At 51.5% G+C, this 13,313-nt stretch carries 17 protein-coding genes and 2 pseudogenes; 4 read left to right on the forward strand and 15 right to left on the reverse strand.

What is annotated here, in order from left to right; translation table 11 throughout:
- Nucleotides 1-45: 45 nt before the first annotated feature.
- Together ACUVQO_RS09385 and crtO are read right to left on the reverse strand one after the other, a co-directional pair.
- Nucleotides 46-408 (reverse strand): Uma2 family endonuclease, encoded by a 363-nt coding sequence (locus tag ACUVQO_RS09385; RefSeq protein WP_445925619.1) that lies wholly within the window; start codon nucleotides 406-408, stop codon nucleotides 46-48.
- Between the two features lie 159 nt (nucleotides 409-567).
- A complete protein-coding gene (gene crtO / locus ACUVQO_RS09390) occupies nucleotides 568-2,250 on the reverse strand; it encodes a beta-carotene ketolase CrtO (RefSeq protein WP_445925620.1) in 1,683 nt (560 codons plus the stop codon).
- Between the two features lie 218 nt (nucleotides 2,251-2,468).
- On the opposite strand from crtO, the gene ACUVQO_RS09395 reads away from it, so the two are divergent.
- Nucleotides 2,469-3,836, forward strand: coding sequence for a serine hydrolase (locus ACUVQO_RS09395; protein WP_445925621.1), 1,368 nt, complete (start codon nucleotides 2,469-2,471; stop codon nucleotides 3,834-3,836).
- A gap of 85 nt (nucleotides 3,837-3,921) precedes the next feature.
- Here the strand turns inward: ACUVQO_RS09395 and ACUVQO_RS09400 are convergent, their stop codons facing one another.
- Nucleotides 3,922-4,149 (reverse strand): hypothetical protein, encoded by a 228-nt coding sequence (locus ACUVQO_RS09400; RefSeq protein ID WP_445925622.1) that lies wholly within the window; start codon nucleotides 4,147-4,149, stop codon nucleotides 3,922-3,924.
- Entirely contained in the window at nucleotides 4,146-4,298 is a 153-nt protein-coding gene (locus ACUVQO_RS09405; protein ID WP_445925623.1) for a hypothetical protein, read from the reverse strand. The genes ACUVQO_RS09400 and ACUVQO_RS09405 overlap by 4 nt, the downstream gene beginning before the upstream one ends.
- A 224-nt stretch (nucleotides 4,299-4,522) precedes the next feature.
- On the opposite strand from ACUVQO_RS09405, the gene psaK reads away from it, so the two are divergent.
- On the forward strand, nucleotides 4,523-4,774 hold the full coding sequence (psaK, locus tag ACUVQO_RS09410; protein WP_445925624.1) for a photosystem I reaction center subunit PsaK: 252 nt from the start codon (nucleotides 4,523-4,525) through the stop codon (nucleotides 4,772-4,774).
- Between the two features lie 160 nt (nucleotides 4,775-4,934).
- Here psaK and ACUVQO_RS09415 read toward each other — a convergent pair whose 3' ends face one another.
- Both ACUVQO_RS09415 and ACUVQO_RS09420 read right to left on the reverse strand, forming a co-directional pair.
- Nucleotides 4,935-5,741 carry an RDD family protein gene (locus ACUVQO_RS09415; RefSeq protein WP_445925625.1) on the reverse strand — a complete coding sequence of 269 codons (807 nt, stop codon included), beginning with the start codon at nucleotides 5,739-5,741 and terminating at the stop codon, nucleotides 4,935-4,937.
- Between the two features lie 6 nt (nucleotides 5,742-5,747).
- Nucleotides 5,748-6,725 carry a hypothetical protein gene (locus ACUVQO_RS09420; protein ID WP_445925626.1) on the reverse strand — a complete coding sequence of 326 codons (978 nt, stop codon included), beginning with the start codon at nucleotides 6,723-6,725 and terminating at the stop codon, nucleotides 5,748-5,750.
- A gap of 80 nt (nucleotides 6,726-6,805) precedes the next feature.
- Between ACUVQO_RS09420 and ACUVQO_RS09425 the strand changes: the two genes are divergently transcribed.
- Nucleotides 6,806-7,753, forward strand: a complete 948-nt coding sequence (locus tag ACUVQO_RS09425; protein WP_445925627.1) for a stage II sporulation protein M — start codon at nucleotides 6,806-6,808, stop codon at nucleotides 7,751-7,753.
- A gap of 51 nt (nucleotides 7,754-7,804) precedes the next feature.
- Here ACUVQO_RS09425 and ACUVQO_RS09430 read toward each other — a convergent pair whose 3' ends face one another.
- The gene (locus ACUVQO_RS09430) at nucleotides 7,805-8,146 is read right to left on the reverse strand and encodes a hypothetical protein (RefSeq protein WP_445925628.1); all 342 of its coding nucleotides are present in this window, start codon (nucleotides 8,144-8,146) and stop codon (nucleotides 7,805-7,807) included.
- Nucleotides 8,147-8,271: 125 nt separating this feature from the next.
- On the opposite strand from ACUVQO_RS09430, the gene ACUVQO_RS09435 reads away from it, so the two are divergent.
- The gene (locus tag ACUVQO_RS09435; RefSeq protein ID WP_445925629.1) at nucleotides 8,272-9,564 is read left to right on the forward strand and encodes an FGGY-family carbohydrate kinase; all 1,293 of its coding nucleotides are present in this window, start codon (nucleotides 8,272-8,274) and stop codon (nucleotides 9,562-9,564) included.
- On the opposite strand, the gene ACUVQO_RS09440 is transcribed toward ACUVQO_RS09435, so the two are convergent.
- The 8 genes and pseudogenes from ACUVQO_RS09440 to ACUVQO_RS09475 form a co-directional block, all read right to left on the reverse strand.
- A complete protein-coding gene (locus ACUVQO_RS09440; protein ID WP_445925654.1) occupies nucleotides 9,520-9,684 on the reverse strand; it encodes a DUF952 domain-containing protein in 165 nt (54 codons plus the stop codon). The two genes, ACUVQO_RS09435 and ACUVQO_RS09440, sit on opposite strands and share 45 nt — an antisense overlap.
- Nucleotides 9,685-9,690: 6 nt before the next feature.
- Nucleotides 9,691-11,280: a gamma-glutamyltransferase family protein gene (locus tag ACUVQO_RS09445; protein ID WP_445925630.1), complete on the reverse strand. Its 1,590-nt coding sequence runs from the start codon at nucleotides 11,278-11,280 to the stop codon at nucleotides 9,691-9,693.
- Nucleotides 11,281-11,388: 108 nt separating this feature from the next.
- On the reverse strand, nucleotides 11,389-11,946 hold the full coding sequence (upp, locus tag ACUVQO_RS09450; protein WP_445925631.1) for a uracil phosphoribosyltransferase: 558 nt from the start codon (nucleotides 11,944-11,946) through the stop codon (nucleotides 11,389-11,391).
- A gap of 9 nt (nucleotides 11,947-11,955) precedes the next feature.
- Nucleotides 11,956-12,108: a hypothetical protein gene (locus tag ACUVQO_RS09455; protein ID WP_445925632.1), complete on the reverse strand. Its 153-nt coding sequence runs from the start codon at nucleotides 12,106-12,108 to the stop codon at nucleotides 11,956-11,958.
- The gene (locus ACUVQO_RS09460) at nucleotides 12,105-12,374 is read right to left on the reverse strand and encodes a hypothetical protein (protein WP_445925633.1); all 270 of its coding nucleotides are present in this window, start codon (nucleotides 12,372-12,374) and stop codon (nucleotides 12,105-12,107) included. Before ACUVQO_RS09460 ends, ACUVQO_RS09455 begins: the two co-directional genes overlap by 4 nt.
- A gap of 14 nt (nucleotides 12,375-12,388) precedes the next feature.
- Complete coding sequence (locus ACUVQO_RS09465) at nucleotides 12,389-12,826, reverse strand: hypothetical protein (RefSeq protein WP_445925655.1); 438 nt, start codon at nucleotides 12,824-12,826, stop codon at nucleotides 12,389-12,391.
- A 3-nt stretch (nucleotides 12,827-12,829) separates the two neighbouring features.
- Nucleotides 12,830-13,095 (reverse strand): annotated as a pseudogene (locus tag ACUVQO_RS09470) (GTP cyclohydrolase II); the annotation flags it as partial.
- Nucleotides 12,989-13,313, reverse strand: a pseudogene (locus ACUVQO_RS09475) (hypothetical protein); the annotation flags it as partial. The pseudogenes ACUVQO_RS09470 and ACUVQO_RS09475, both read right to left, overlap by 107 nt.

Consider the following 13,313-nt stretch of genomic DNA (forward strand, 5'->3'; position numbering starts at 1 on the left):
ACCTCCCCCCAAGCCTGCGGCTATGGGCGGAGCACTGCGACGGATTTAGGTAGGGGACTGATCCGGAGAAAGAATTTCAAGGCTCCAATCGGGAGCGATCGTAAATTCATTCTGAATGTCTCCGTTCTGATCTGGCGAAATGCGCTCCCAGGTAAACACGGAAATATCTGGAACAATGGATCGACCCGCAAAGGTACATCGCAATTCTGTGAAAGCACCCCCTAATTGCTGAGGTTCCAACTGCTGATTGATGGCAGTCGGAAGTCGGGTCTGTAGGCGACTATGTTTTCCTTGGGGCACAGGTTTTTGGTAGATACGACCTTCAACATATTCACTCGCAGGTTTTGTCTCTGGAAGTCGTAAAAACTCTTCCAAAGTCATCTCTGCTTGTGTTTGTATGGAGGTCATGGTTGTTCCTCAATCCTGAACTCATTCTGACAGATCAAGGGATTGTTGCTCTCTGCTGCTGGTTTTGTTGTGGGGAAGGGGTTTCGATTTTGGATTTTAGATTTTAGATTTTGGAGTGCTAGCTGGTTATACAGTTTTAGCTGTGGGTGGGGAATGCTGCTATCTGGATTTCAAGAGCGATCGCAACGACTCTCTAGCATCTTGCCAGGTGGTGGCCCAGGGCTTCTGGCTATGCAAAAAGACTCTGGCACAGTTACGTCCCGGCATCCCGGAAATAGAGCCACCGGGATGGGTTCCGGCTCCCGTCAAAAATAATCCTGCGATAGGAGTTTTGTAGTTGGCGATTTCCGGCAGGGGACGGAAAAAGACCATCTGTTCCAGGGTCATGTCCAGGTGGTAATAATTACCCTTCAAGGCTCCTAACCGCTCTCCCAGTTCTGCCGGACTTTCCACCCGTCGTGCCAGGGTTGCGGTTTTTACGTTTGGGGCATACTCCGCCAGCTTATCCACAATGCGATCGGCCACTTTATGTTTCAACTCATCTGTCCATCCGGTTCCATACAACCCGGTGCCTTCCAATCCGGCAATTTGATAGGGCGCGAAAAACTCAATCCAGACCGTGTGCTTTCCTGCCGGGGCCATTGTCGGATCTAATACCGTAGGCTGCACCACATACAAGGATGGATCCGCATCGGGAATTCGTCCCAGTGCCGGATCCGCGTGGGCAATTTCCACATGGCGCACCGAATCGGCAATCAGGATGGAACCAATCAGGTATTCATCCCGATGATGGTGATGCTCAAATCGCAGGGGTTCAGACATGGCCAGATCGACTTTCAAAATCGTTTCATTGTTGTTGACGATCCGCCGTTCCAATCGCTCTTTCAACTCCGAATCCACCGCATTCACATCTACTGGATCCATGAGATGCAAGAATAACCGTTGAGCGTCAATATTGGAAATCACGCCTTTCGTTGCCCGGTATTCGGTGCCTCCCGCCACTCGCACTCCTGCCACGCGATCGCCATCCAGCAGCACCTTTTCCACTTTCTGATCACAAAGAATTTTTCCTCCCAGTGCCTGCACCAACTTCACCAGTGCCTGGGTTAAGGCTCCCGTGCCCCCTTTCGGTCTTGCCATCCCCGGATCGTGCCGCAGGGCCATCATAATCGTGCTGATTCCCAAATTCTTCTGTGAGGGAGGCACACCCATTTCTGCGGCCAATCGGGCCAGAGGTGCTTTGAGAAATTCCGAATCGAACCACTCGTTGAGCAAATCTTCAGCGCTGGTGAGCATGGTACGGACAAAATCCATCGCTTTATCAGTAGAACCAACTACGGAAATTAAATCCTTCACCTTGCCAGCGCTGAAGTTTCCGGCGATGTCGAGTAGCGATCGCGGGGGGGCGTTGAACATGGGACTCATAGCCCGAATCACTCGCAACCAGTAATCCGTAAACTCGGCATACTTGCGGGCATCACGAGGACTATACCGGGCAATTTCGGCACAGGTTTGCTCCAGCGATCGATGTCCCAAAAAATACTTGCCATCCGGATGGGGACAGAAGGCTACGGGGTCACAAAACAGGTATTCCAGGCCATACTTGGTCAATTCCAGTTCTTGCACCACTGGCCCCAGATGGATAAATTCGTGGTCGATCGCGCACAAATTGAACTTAAATCCAGGTGCTTCTTCTGGTAAAGCCTCTTCCGTTGTCGCTGCACCACCCGGAACCGGACGTTTTTCCAGCAGCAAGACGCTGTAACCCGCCTTTAACAGATATGCCGCACAGACCAATCCATTATGGCCTGCGCCAATCATCACCACATCATAGACTTCCATTCCCCCTGCTCCTTGCTACCCTTAACGACAACCATTTTCATTCACCTACCCCAACTCCGTACAGACGCAATTAATCCCATCTTTCCCCCATCCCTAATCCCCCTATTCCCCATCCCCAATCCCCAACCAAAAACAGCATACGTGGGACTCCAGAAAACAACTGCATCAATGCCCCCCTAAATAAGGCATAATTCACCCTAATTGCACTTTTGCTGACTATGTCATCTCTCACACGTTTTCCCTGGATTCTCTCCGGTGTCACGGGTTGTTTATGGCTATCCACTGCCGCGGCTCAGGCCGATACCCTTCAATCCTGGCGGTTTGATGCCCAGCAAAATCAACTCGAACTGATTACAGATCAGGGCGTGCAACCCTCCGCCCAACTGGTCGCCAATCCTACCCGGTTGGTGGTTGATCTGCCGGGAATCCGGTTAGGCCGACCGAAGATCAATCAATCCGTTGGGGGTGCGGTACAAAATGTGCGGATTGGTCAATTTGATGCTCAAACCACGCGAGTGGTGGTGGAGTTAGCTCCCGGTTACACCGTAGACCCGCAACAGGTAAAAATTCGCGGTCTGACGACCAACCGCTGGACAGTGCAATTACCCACTCCCCGAATGGATGCTACGGCCAGCGGGACGATTGCCAATCCCATCCCGGCCACTCCTGCCCGTCCTGTCCTGTTCCCTAACAGTACCCGTCCGGTGATGGCTCCGCTTTCTCAACCCCTGGCCACTGTTGCTCCGCCGGGCGATACCTTTGGGGGACTGATTCCCGCAGGGCGTAATTTAACCTGGCTGCAGCAACGATTGGCTACTCTCAAATCTTCTCAGTATTCCTCCCTGGGAACCGGACTCTATGTGCTGGATCTGCAGACAGGCAACTATCTGGACATTAATGGCGATCGCGTCTATGCCACAGCCAGCATTATCAAACTGCCGATCCTGATTGCCCTGTTTCAGGATGTGGATGCCGGAAAAATTAACCTCAATGAAACCCTGACCATGACGCGGGATGTCGTGGTAGGTGGCTCCGGCGAAATGCAGGATTTACCCGTAGGCAGTAAATTCAGTGTGTTGGAAACGGCCAATAAGATGATCACCATCAGCGACAACACGGCCACCAACATGATCATCAAGCGTATGGGCGGTATCCAGTATCTGAATCAGCGCTTTCGTAGCTGGGGCTTGCAGAAAACCGGAATGCGAAACTGGCTCCCTGACTTGAAAGGCACCAATGTCACCACTCCTAAGGAGTTAGGCAAACTGCTGGTAATGCTGAACAGTCAGCAGATGCTCTCTCCTCGCAGTCAGGCTCAGGCGATCGACATTTTGCAACGAGTGCGGAACCGCAAGCTGTTAGTGGTGGGTCTGGGGCCAGGAGCGACGATCGCCCATAAAACCGGAGACATCGGCTTTTTGTTGGGAGATGCCGGAATTGTGCAAATGCCGATGGGGAAACGATATGTGGTCGTAGCCCTAGTGGAGAGTGCCTATGATGATCCTAGAGCCAGAGATTTTATTCAGGATGTGTCTCGCATTGTTTACACCTACCTGAGCAATCCGACGACAGCCTCAGGCGAGTAGACAGGCAGGATTTGAAACCAACCCTGGAAGGAGCAAGGAGGCAGGCAGGAGCAACAGGGTGGACAATACCACTCTGTCAATTCCCCTAACCTTTTTCCGCTCCCCTAAAACGGCGAACGGTTCTAATATCTACGGCTGTCCCAAAGGACTGGGTTTTGAGCTGCTGAAACACTCTTTCGGCAACCGGGGGATCTAGAAGTAAACACCATACCTGTGGTTTGCCGTAGTACTGGCAGCGTTGACCAATTTTGGTACGGGGCAGGCTAGCCGTTTGCAGGAAGCGCTGGAACGCCTGCCGTTGGCTATCATTCAATCGGGATTGATCTCCATGACCATTTTAAGGGTGTCGTCTGGATAGGATCGAGGGGTAGCTTCAGGAGAAGGTTGGGCAAAGGTTGCAGGCGTTCCTGGACTCAGAACGATCGCGGTCATAGCCAGAATAGGAAGAAAGGTTCGAGACATGATCACTGTGCTTGGATAGGTCTATGGAAGTAGTGATGACAAAGCGCTGATCACCTTGTTTTAATAGCCTCTTTCACATGCGGACTAGTAAAACTTTTTATAGAGTAGTTCATCAGTACTATAAAGTCAAACTGGAATGTTAACTATTAATGCGATCGCTATCTACCTGTAGCGAATTTTTGGACAATGATCGCTTAAGATTTTGAAATAAAGGAGATAGTCAATTGCTTACTCCATCGTTATTAGCACTTGCCGTAGAACGGGCATCTGATTGGGGACTGAATGTTGGCATTGTTATGATCCTGTGCAACATTCTTGCGATCGCGATCGGAAAATTCAGCATTCAGCGGCAAGATGTTGGCCCTGCAACTCCGATTGGCGGCATGAGTACGCCTGCTGTTTTTGGCAGTCTCGCTCTCGGTCATATTCTTGGGGCTGGAACTATTCTGGGGTTAACAAATCTGGGAGTTCTGTAACAGATCTTTCAGCTAGCTAAAACACCTCCTTCGGGTCAGGGGTTACCACTCCTGGCCTTTCTGATGTACAGGCTCAATGGTTACAGGGTCAAGTTCGGCCAAGAAATAGCGAGCATGCTATGGTATCCGCTTTATCCTTAACTCAGCTAACTACCGACTACTAGGAGGTTGCGTCTTTTGAACTATCCTGCATCTGCTGATAGGTCAGGTATACGGCTTCCAGAAATTGATCCGAGGTGGTGTTGGGAGGAGTTGTTTCCAGACCAATGATAGTTCGCAATTGACGGGCCAACTCCATACTTTTCTCGGTTCTGGCTTTAGCCGTCATCTTGGCACGCCGTTGTAAATACTCGCGCACGACGGCGTAATCATCAGGAATCAGTTGAGTGACATCAGCAAGGATCGGTAATTTAGTAGCCAATTGCTCTGCGGCTGGAGAGATGGTTAGGGCTGTCATACGATCGCCACGCTGCTCCTGAATCACCAAGGTTCCGGCAACCCAATCACCAATTCGCTTTTCCCGCTTGCCGAACAGAATAAAGAAGGCACCAATGAAGCAGAAATCATCCACAGGACGTAACAACGATCGCAACACAGCCTGAGATAAACCAACAGGACGGCCATCATCTCGGACAACGCGAATTTTGGTAAATCGTTTGCCGGGAGTTTGTCCCTGATACATGACTTCGCAATAAACAAAGTAGCCACTGTAAATCGCAAAGTTGAGTAAGATGGCGATACCTAATAACCACCAGGGAAGCGAACTGTAATTAAGGTTGCTGGCTGATAGCACACTGAATAACCCCAGTGTAAACAATCCCCATAACAGCCAGAAGGCCAGTAAGATCAGCAGCAAAATCTGGTAGTCAATGAACAGGGCCAGGGTACGATTACCAATTCCCGCCAGGGTGAAATCCAGTTCTACACTTTCCGGTGTGGAGAGGGAGACTCGATTTAAGAATCGCATACCATCTTACTCCTTTAACCCACGATCGCGGAGTTGCAACCCTAATCCCTCCCGCCGATTTCGTAGATCAAAATAAATAGTGGCTTTAACGGTCTGCCATAAGGGGAGAAGTGCAATTCCCAAGGCAAAACTCATCATATAAACCAGCAATAGTGTTAATACCTGCAGTGCAGCAGCAGGAGCAGACTCTTGCGGCACCATAGCTGTGACAATCACCTGCGCAGTAGTGCTAAGAAACTGGGCAATCAGTTGAATCGGCAGTGTGATGCAAAAGGTGATCAACAGGATTAAAAGGACTCTCCAGGCATTGCCTTTGGTCAATTCCCAAAACCGACTGATACTTTGCAAAGCCGTTGTTTCTGGTTCAACAGCTAAGGGAAGTTCTACCGCAGATAAGCGAGCACTGAGCCAACCAAAGAATACAAGGGCTGCTATTAAAATTAGTATGAATAGTAGAACCAAAATAATGGCTAAAGTTGGATTTGTATCACCTGTAGCAATACCAGGAAAACCACCCAAAGCCGCGATCGCACCAAATCCCAATACGGCGATCGCCAAATAAAAGGCAATAGTAATACCCAAAAAAATCAATGTAACCGCCAATGCCACCAGCAAAAAGCTCCACACACGAGAACGAGTATAGCGGCGGGCCTCCGTCAGGGATTCAGGCTGATTGATCAACTCTTTGAACGAGAGCCGGGAAATCAAAGCGGAATTGGCAAGATACTTTCCCAGACAGTAGAGAAGTAAGACAATCCAGGCCGGGATTAACAACCCTAAAAAGGCATAGTAATCCTGGGTCACGACGTAAAACAGGGCGATCGCAAAGGCCACCACAAATGGCACTAACACCCATAAGGTGGCTATCAATGAAATCAGCAAAAACGGCTTGGCCTGGGCACCATAAAGCCGGAATCCGGTAGTAACGACATCTCCCACACTTAATGGCTGCATGGGATTCGGTGAACTGGCGCTTTGAGCCATGCGCTAAACTCCTGTAGACGGGTGAGTGATGTCGCTATCCTAATCCACCTTTTTTTGATTCCCATCAAATGTGAACCTTTATGAATATTCAACGCTGGATTGGTCGTCGCCAACCGACCTGGCAGGCTCTGGATACCCTCCTGAAAAAGCTGGAAGCTCGTGGTGTGAAAGCTCTATCTGCTGAAGAAATCCGCCAGATTGCCAGCCTTTACCGTTCTGTATCCGGCGATCTGGCTCGTGCTAAGACCAATCAGGTAGGGGAGCGCCTGGTTAGCGACTTGCAATCCCTTACTGCGCGGGGCTATGCCCAAATCTATCAAGGATCCCGCAGGCAAGAATGGCAGGCGGTCCTGGAGTTTTTTCAGTGGGGCTTTCCAGCCGTTGTGCAGCGATCGCGGGGCTACATTGCCTTAGCCACGGCTCTGTTTGGATTGGCTGGCTTAGTGGCCTGGTGGCTATCCTGGCATGATCCCCGGTTCATCAGTTTGGTGGTGCCATCAGGAATGATCCATCAGGTGCGCGATCGCGGCGAATTGTGGACAGGGTCGATCGTTGGCATTGAACCCTTTGCTTCCAGCAGCATCATGATCAACAACATTCAGGTGTCCTTTGGCGCGATCGCGGGTGGCATGACCGGGGGACTGCTCACAGCTTACATCATGCTATTCAATGGCTTACTAATTGGTACGGTGGGTGCGCTGGCGGGTCAGAATAATCTAGCCGTTCCCTTTTGGGCCTTCGTCTTTCCCCACGGATCGCTGGAATTACCCGCCATATTTCTCGCTGGGGGTGCAGGCTTCTTGTTAGCCAGAGCTTTATTATTTCCAGGCCAATATCGGCGATCAGATGCCCTGAAACTGTATGGCACTCAGGCGGCTCAACTGGTGTTTGGCCTGGTTCCCATGCTGGCGCTGGCAGGCATGATCGAAGGTTTCTTTTCGCCCCAACCCAATATCCCAGATTTAGTCAAATACGTAACTGGGATACTGTTATTTGTCAGTTTAGTGTGGTACTTGGGACGCAAGTAGGGACATGATTCACCCCAAGTCTTGAGCCGCTCACCATCTCATCCTTTTTGGCTAACTAAAAAGCTGCTCAAACTCGGCTTGCAGCGATCGCAAATCACCCAATCGGGCGACGACTAAATTTTGCCCTCCCGCATCCTCTAAGCGCTGCTTCCAGTGACGTACTGTTTCCACATTGCTGAGCCAAAAATTAACCACGGTGTCAATAGCCTGATCCAATCGCCAGCCTCGTTCAGGAGGCACGGTTTCGATCGATTGAATGAATGCATCCAGGGTACAGTGGTAAGCGCTTAAGTACTCCACTCCGCTATGATGCTTGCGCTGCGATAATTGCTGTTGATGATTGAAAAAATCCAACACAGGAGATACACCGAGCAACTCGAATGTATACGCCATGCTAATCCTCCAAGCTCAACTCAATTCGATTCTTATAAGCATTGAACTTTAATCAGTTCAATTTTGATCAAACGTCATCTAAAAGACAGATTTAAGTATTTCTTAATTTTTTGTAATAAAAAGCAATGAATTGTTACTTGGGGATTGACTTTGGCACATCGGGAGCACGGGCCATCGTGCTAAATCAGGACTGCCAACAGGAAGCAGAGATCAGCCAGCGGTTTGGCAACATTCCGCTCACTGAGCAGGCAGCCTACTGGAAACAAGTTTTATTGGATCTCATTCAATACATTCCTCTGAACAAGCGAGCCAGGATCCAGGCGATCGCGATCAATGGCACCTCTTCTACTGTGTTGTTGTGCGATCGTAATGGTCAACCCCTCATGCCGCCTCTGCTGTATAACGATGCCAGCGGAGCAGCAGAATTGCCCTGGCTGCAACAGTTTTTTGCCGAGCGGCATCCCCATGTATGCAGCAAGGACAATGTACTCAATGCCACCTCCAGCCTGATCAAATTGCTCTGGTGGAAACGACAACCCTGCTTTACCCAGGCCCGCTATCTGATGCATCAAGCCGATTGGCTAGCTTTTTTGCTGCACGGTCAACCCGGTATCAGTGATTATCACAATAGTTTGAAATTGGGCTATGATGTGGAACAACTCTGCTATCCCACCTGGTTTGCGGATCTGGACGTGCAATCCCTGCTGCCCAAAGTTTTGGCTCCCGGAACGCCCATTGGGGGCATTCAACCCACGGTTGCTGAGCAGCTAGGATTACCACAAAGTTGCCAGGTTTGCGCTGGCACCACGGATAGCATTGCGGCCTTTCTTGCCAGTGGGGCCAATACCCCTGGAGAAGCTGTCACCTCCTTGGGGTCTACGCTGGTTTTGAAACTGCTGAGCCACACCCCGGTTGAGCATGGGCAATACGGGATTTACAGCCATCGACTGGGGGACTTGTGGCTGGTAGGAGGAGCTTCGAATACGGGAGGAGTCGTTTTACAACAGTTTTTTTCAACGGCTGAACTGGCCTCCTTAAGTGCAGAAATTGATCGCGATCGTCCCAGCCCTCTGGATTACTATCCCTTAACTCGCCCCGGAGAACGCTTTCCGATCAACGACCCACTCCTGCCTCCCCGACTCGATCCCAGACCAGAGAGCAATGTGGAATTTCTGCACGGCTTGCTGGAGAGTATGGCCCGCATCGAAGCACACGGCTATCAGTTGTTGCAATCTCTCGGTGCTACCCCTCTCACCAAAGTGTATACTGCCGGTGGAGGCGCATCCAATCCTACCTGGATAGCCATTCGCCAGCGTCATTTACAAGTGCCTGTTTTACCCTCTGCCCACGTTGAGGCGGCTTATGGGACCGCGTTATTGGCGATGGCTGGAATGGGCATGGGGAAGGTGGGGGAATGAGATGATGGGCTGATGAGAAAGGGGGCCATACAGGTGAGGAAAGCATTCCCCGCTTGCCAGTTCGTCATAGCGTAACCCTGCCTGGAGGGGGGGCGGATTAATACATAGCAGTACCAGAATTAAAGCTCACCAGGCGATCGCCAGCCCATCCGCACGCGGTTCTGAAGCTGCCACTAATACGCCGTTGCGTCGCAAAATCATCTGTCCTCGACCGAAAAATCCACCCCGTCGAATCAGATGCTGGCGATCGGATGATCCCGTGGCGATCGTCCCGGCCACAGTACGTTCCAGCAACACCCGATTGCCTTGCACAAACTGCCAACGGGGAGCATCCAATGCCGCCTGCGGATTCATGCCGTAATCCACCAGATTCACCACCACTTGCAAATGCCCCTGGGGTTGCATTGGCCCACCCATGACCCCAAACGGGCCGATCGGCTGACCATCCTGGGTCAAGAAACCGGGAATGATTGTATGAAAAGGCCGTTTTCCAGGTGCAACTTGATTGGGATGACCAGGTTCCAGCTTGAAACCTAGACTGCGATTATGGAACGCAATTCCCGTTCCCGGTACTAGTACACCGCTGCCAAAGCCCATGTAGTTAGACTGAATTAACGACACCATCAAATCGCCATCGGCGGCTGCCAGGTAAACCGTTCCGCCTTTCGGTAAACCGGGATTGGCTAACGGAATTGCGGTGTCCTGAATCAGGCGATAGCGATCGCGAGCATAGTCCCGGCTCAGAAGATGTTCCTGCTCTACCCTCATCCAGGCCGGATCACACACATAGGCATAGGTATCGGCAAATGCCAGTTTCATGGCTTCAATTTGCCAGTGATAACTTTCGACAGACTCCCGTGGATACTGGGATAACTCAATTTCCGATAGCAGGTTCAAGGCCATCAGGGCAGCAATTCCTTGCGTGCTCGGGGGAATTTCCCAGACCGTCATGCCCCGGTAGGTGGTGGAAATCGGAGCCACCCAATCTGCCCGATGGTTCGCCAGATCCGCCAAGCTCAGGAAACCTCCTGTCTGAGTGGCAAATTCAGCCATTTGATCGGCCAGACTACCCCTGTAAAACGCCTCTCCCTCACTTTCAGCGATCGCCCGCAAGGTGGCTGCATGAGCCGGACTGCGCCACACTTCTCCAGCAGCAGGTGCCCGTCCTTGGGGAAAAAAGACAGTTTGAAAAGCCTTAAACTCCGGTTGCTTTAAGGGCAGAAAGGTCGATTCCGCCTGCCGCCAGTGAACTGCAACTTCCGGCGATACGGGATACCCCTCTTCTGCATATCGAATTGCCGGTTCAAATAATTTCTCAAAAGGCAACTTGCCCCACCGCTGCCAGAGCGATCGCCAGCCTGAAACGGCTCCTGGTACAGTCACACTGCGCCAACCCAGAGCCGGAATTTGCTCGACATCACTGAATAGCTCTGGAGTGAATCGTGCCGGACTTCTCCCCGATGCATTCAAGCCATGCAGTTGCCCATCCCACACCAGCGCCAAGTTATCTCCGCCAATGCCATTAGAGACGGGTTCCACGACGGTTAGGGCGATCGCCATTGCCACCGCTGCATCGATCGCCGTTCCCCCCGCCCACAACATTTCCATCCCAGCCAGCGTCGCTAATGGTTGACCAGTCGCCACAGCCCCCCGCTGCCCTATCACCACACGACGACCAGAGAGATAAGGATAATGCGTTAGATCGGACAGAATCATGGCAACAAGCACCAACAAAAGTGCCCCCAGTTTACAGAAAATCTGGGCTACGGTGGTGCTAACATCGGTAGTACTGTTGAGATTGTCTTGAGTGGAAGAAATCGCTACCTACTTTGTTCCAAATAAGCGATCGCCCGCATCCCCCAAGCCCGGAATGATGTACCCGTGTTCGTCCAACTTGTCATCCACGCCCGCCGTGTAGATCGGAACATCGGGATGGTGACTGTGAAAATTTTCGATGCCCTCCGGCGCGGCCAGTAAGCAAACCAGTTTCAGAGATTTAGGGTTGGTTTGCTTCAACCGATCAACGGCAGCGATCGCGGAGTTTCCTGTGGCGATCATCGGATCCGCAAGAATCATGTCCCGGTCTTCCGTATCGTGGGGCAACTTGAAGTAATACTCCACAGTAATCAAGGTAGTTGGATCCCGATACAGGCCAATATGACCCACGCGAGCCGAAGGAATCAGTCGCAACATGCCATCCAAAATACCCTGTCCTGCCCGCATGATCGAAACAATCACCAGTTTCTTTTCTGCTGCCAGGACAGGGGCTTGCCTTTCTGCTAAGGGAGTCTTGATCTGCTCATACTTCAGCGGCAGATCGCGTGTGACTTCGTAGGCCAGCAAATACTGCTGACGAGTGACGGCAATTACGTAACCCGCCACCCGTTCCAACTAGCTCAAGTCGCACCGGAAGTAGTGCAACTGGTCAGAACAGGCCAGTTGAAACAGTTGGGTGCAGCGCTCGCGGATGGCGATCGGAGAGCGCAAGTAGGTAATCTGGGCAGCTAAATCTTCAATGGCACAAAGCTTCAGGTTCAGGCTCATTCGCCTAAACTACGTCCTTTGATTTCTGCTAAACCTCTTTCGCTCAGAACCTCACCCTCGGTATAGTAACCCGCGGCTTTCTTGGCTTCAATTTCCACCTTGGCATCCATTGGGATCAGGTCGTCAGGAATGGGCACCCGTTCAACGATTTCAATGCCCGATCGCGTGATCGCATCGTGTTTCATATTGCTCATGGAAATAAAGCGATCAATGCGAGTAATGCCCAGCCAGTGCAGCACATCCGGCATCAGTTCCTGGAAGCGCATATCCTGTACTCCGGCTACACATTCGGTACGGGTAAGTAGGCATCGGCGCGATCGCCCCCTTCCTGCCGTTTTCGGGCGTTATAGACGAGAAATTTGGTGACTTCTCCCAGGGCGCGGCCTTCCTTGCGTAAGTAGACGATGACCCCAGCTCCTCCCTCCTGAGCCGTTTGTACACAGGCTTCAATGCCGTGCACCAGATAGGGACGGCAGGTGCAGATGTCTGAGCCGAATACATCTGAGCCATTGCATTCATCATGCACCCGCACGGCTAATGGTCTAGTTGGATCAGTGATGGTGGCAGGATCACCAAAAATGTAAACCGTTGCCCCTCCGATCGGCGATAAAAAAACATGCAAATCGGGACGAGTTACCAGTTCGGAAAATATCCCACCTGTTTGCTCAAACAAAGCGCGGCGCAATTCTGATTCACTGACCTGCAGCCGTTTTGCCAATCCCGGCAGATACCAGACAGGTTCGATCGCGGCCTTGGTGACGACCAGATCGCCCCCCCTTTCACTAGCGTCCCGTCTACCTGCAACCGTCCTTTGGCGATTGCATCGGCCAGTTCCGGCATACTAATGTGGGCTTTGGTAATCGCGATCGTGGGACGAATATCATATCCCTGCTCCTGGTAAGCTGCATAAACCTCTCCAACCAGAGCACCCAAGGGATCCAGGGAGACAATTTTTATTGGGGTCAAACCAGGATGGATGGGGGCCAATTCGTTCTGCCGGAGCCGTATTTGTCAGGTCAGCTCGATGATTGGATTGCAGCCTGCCACTGGCAACAGCCAGAGCACGGTAAACTCCATACGACCCAGAATGACTGCCAATCACATTTCGGTGTGCGGCATTGGAAAGCGTGCCGATGATGGGACCACGTTTAATTGGGTCGGATTCTCCCCAGTGAATGGGGATTGGTTTCGGGCCAAACCGTGCC

It is taken from the genome of Leptodesmis sp., from assembly GCF_052746595.1.

Bases quoted from the DNA above. Each gene is read 5' to 3' on its own strand.
- ACUVQO_RS09420 (WP_445925626.1), bottom strand. From the start codon at position 6,725: ATGGCTCAAAGCGCCAGTTCACCGAATCCCATGCAGCCATTAAGTGTG.
- ACUVQO_RS09425 (WP_445925627.1), top strand. From the start codon at position 6,806: ATGAATATTCAACGCTGGATTGGTCGTCGCCAACCGACCTGGCAGGCT.
- ACUVQO_RS09455 (WP_445925632.1), bottom strand. From the start codon at position 12,108: ATGAGCCTGAACCTGAAGCTTTGTGCCATTGAAGATTTAGCTGCCCAG.
- ACUVQO_RS09445 (WP_445925630.1), bottom strand. From the start codon at position 11,280: ATGATTCTGTCCGATCTAACGCATTATCCTTATCTCTCTGGTCGTCGT.
- ACUVQO_RS09435 (WP_445925629.1), top strand. From the start codon at position 8,272: ATGAATTGTTACTTGGGGATTGACTTTGGCACATCGGGAGCACGGGCC.
- ACUVQO_RS09405 (WP_445925623.1), bottom strand. From the start codon at position 4,298: ATGTCTCGAACCTTTCTTCCTATTCTGGCTATGACCGCGATCGTTCTG.
- ACUVQO_RS09415 (WP_445925625.1), bottom strand. From the start codon at position 5,741: ATGCGATTCTTAAATCGAGTCTCCCTCTCCACACCGGAAAGTGTAGAA.
- crtO (WP_445925620.1), bottom strand. From the start codon at position 2,250: ATGGAAGTCTATGATGTGGTGATGATTGGCGCAGGCCATAATGGATTG.
- ACUVQO_RS09460 (WP_445925633.1), bottom strand. From the start codon at position 12,374: ATGCGCTTCCAGGAACTGATGCCGGATGTGCTGCACTGGCTGGGCATT.
- ACUVQO_RS09430 (WP_445925628.1), bottom strand. From the start codon at position 8,146: ATGGCGTATACATTCGAGTTGCTCGGTGTATCTCCTGTGTTGGATTTT.
- ACUVQO_RS09385 (WP_445925619.1), bottom strand. From the start codon at position 408: ATGACCTCCATACAAACACAAGCAGAGATGACTTTGGAAGAGTTTTTA.
- ACUVQO_RS09395 (WP_445925621.1), top strand. From the start codon at position 2,469: ATGTCATCTCTCACACGTTTTCCCTGGATTCTCTCCGGTGTCACGGGT.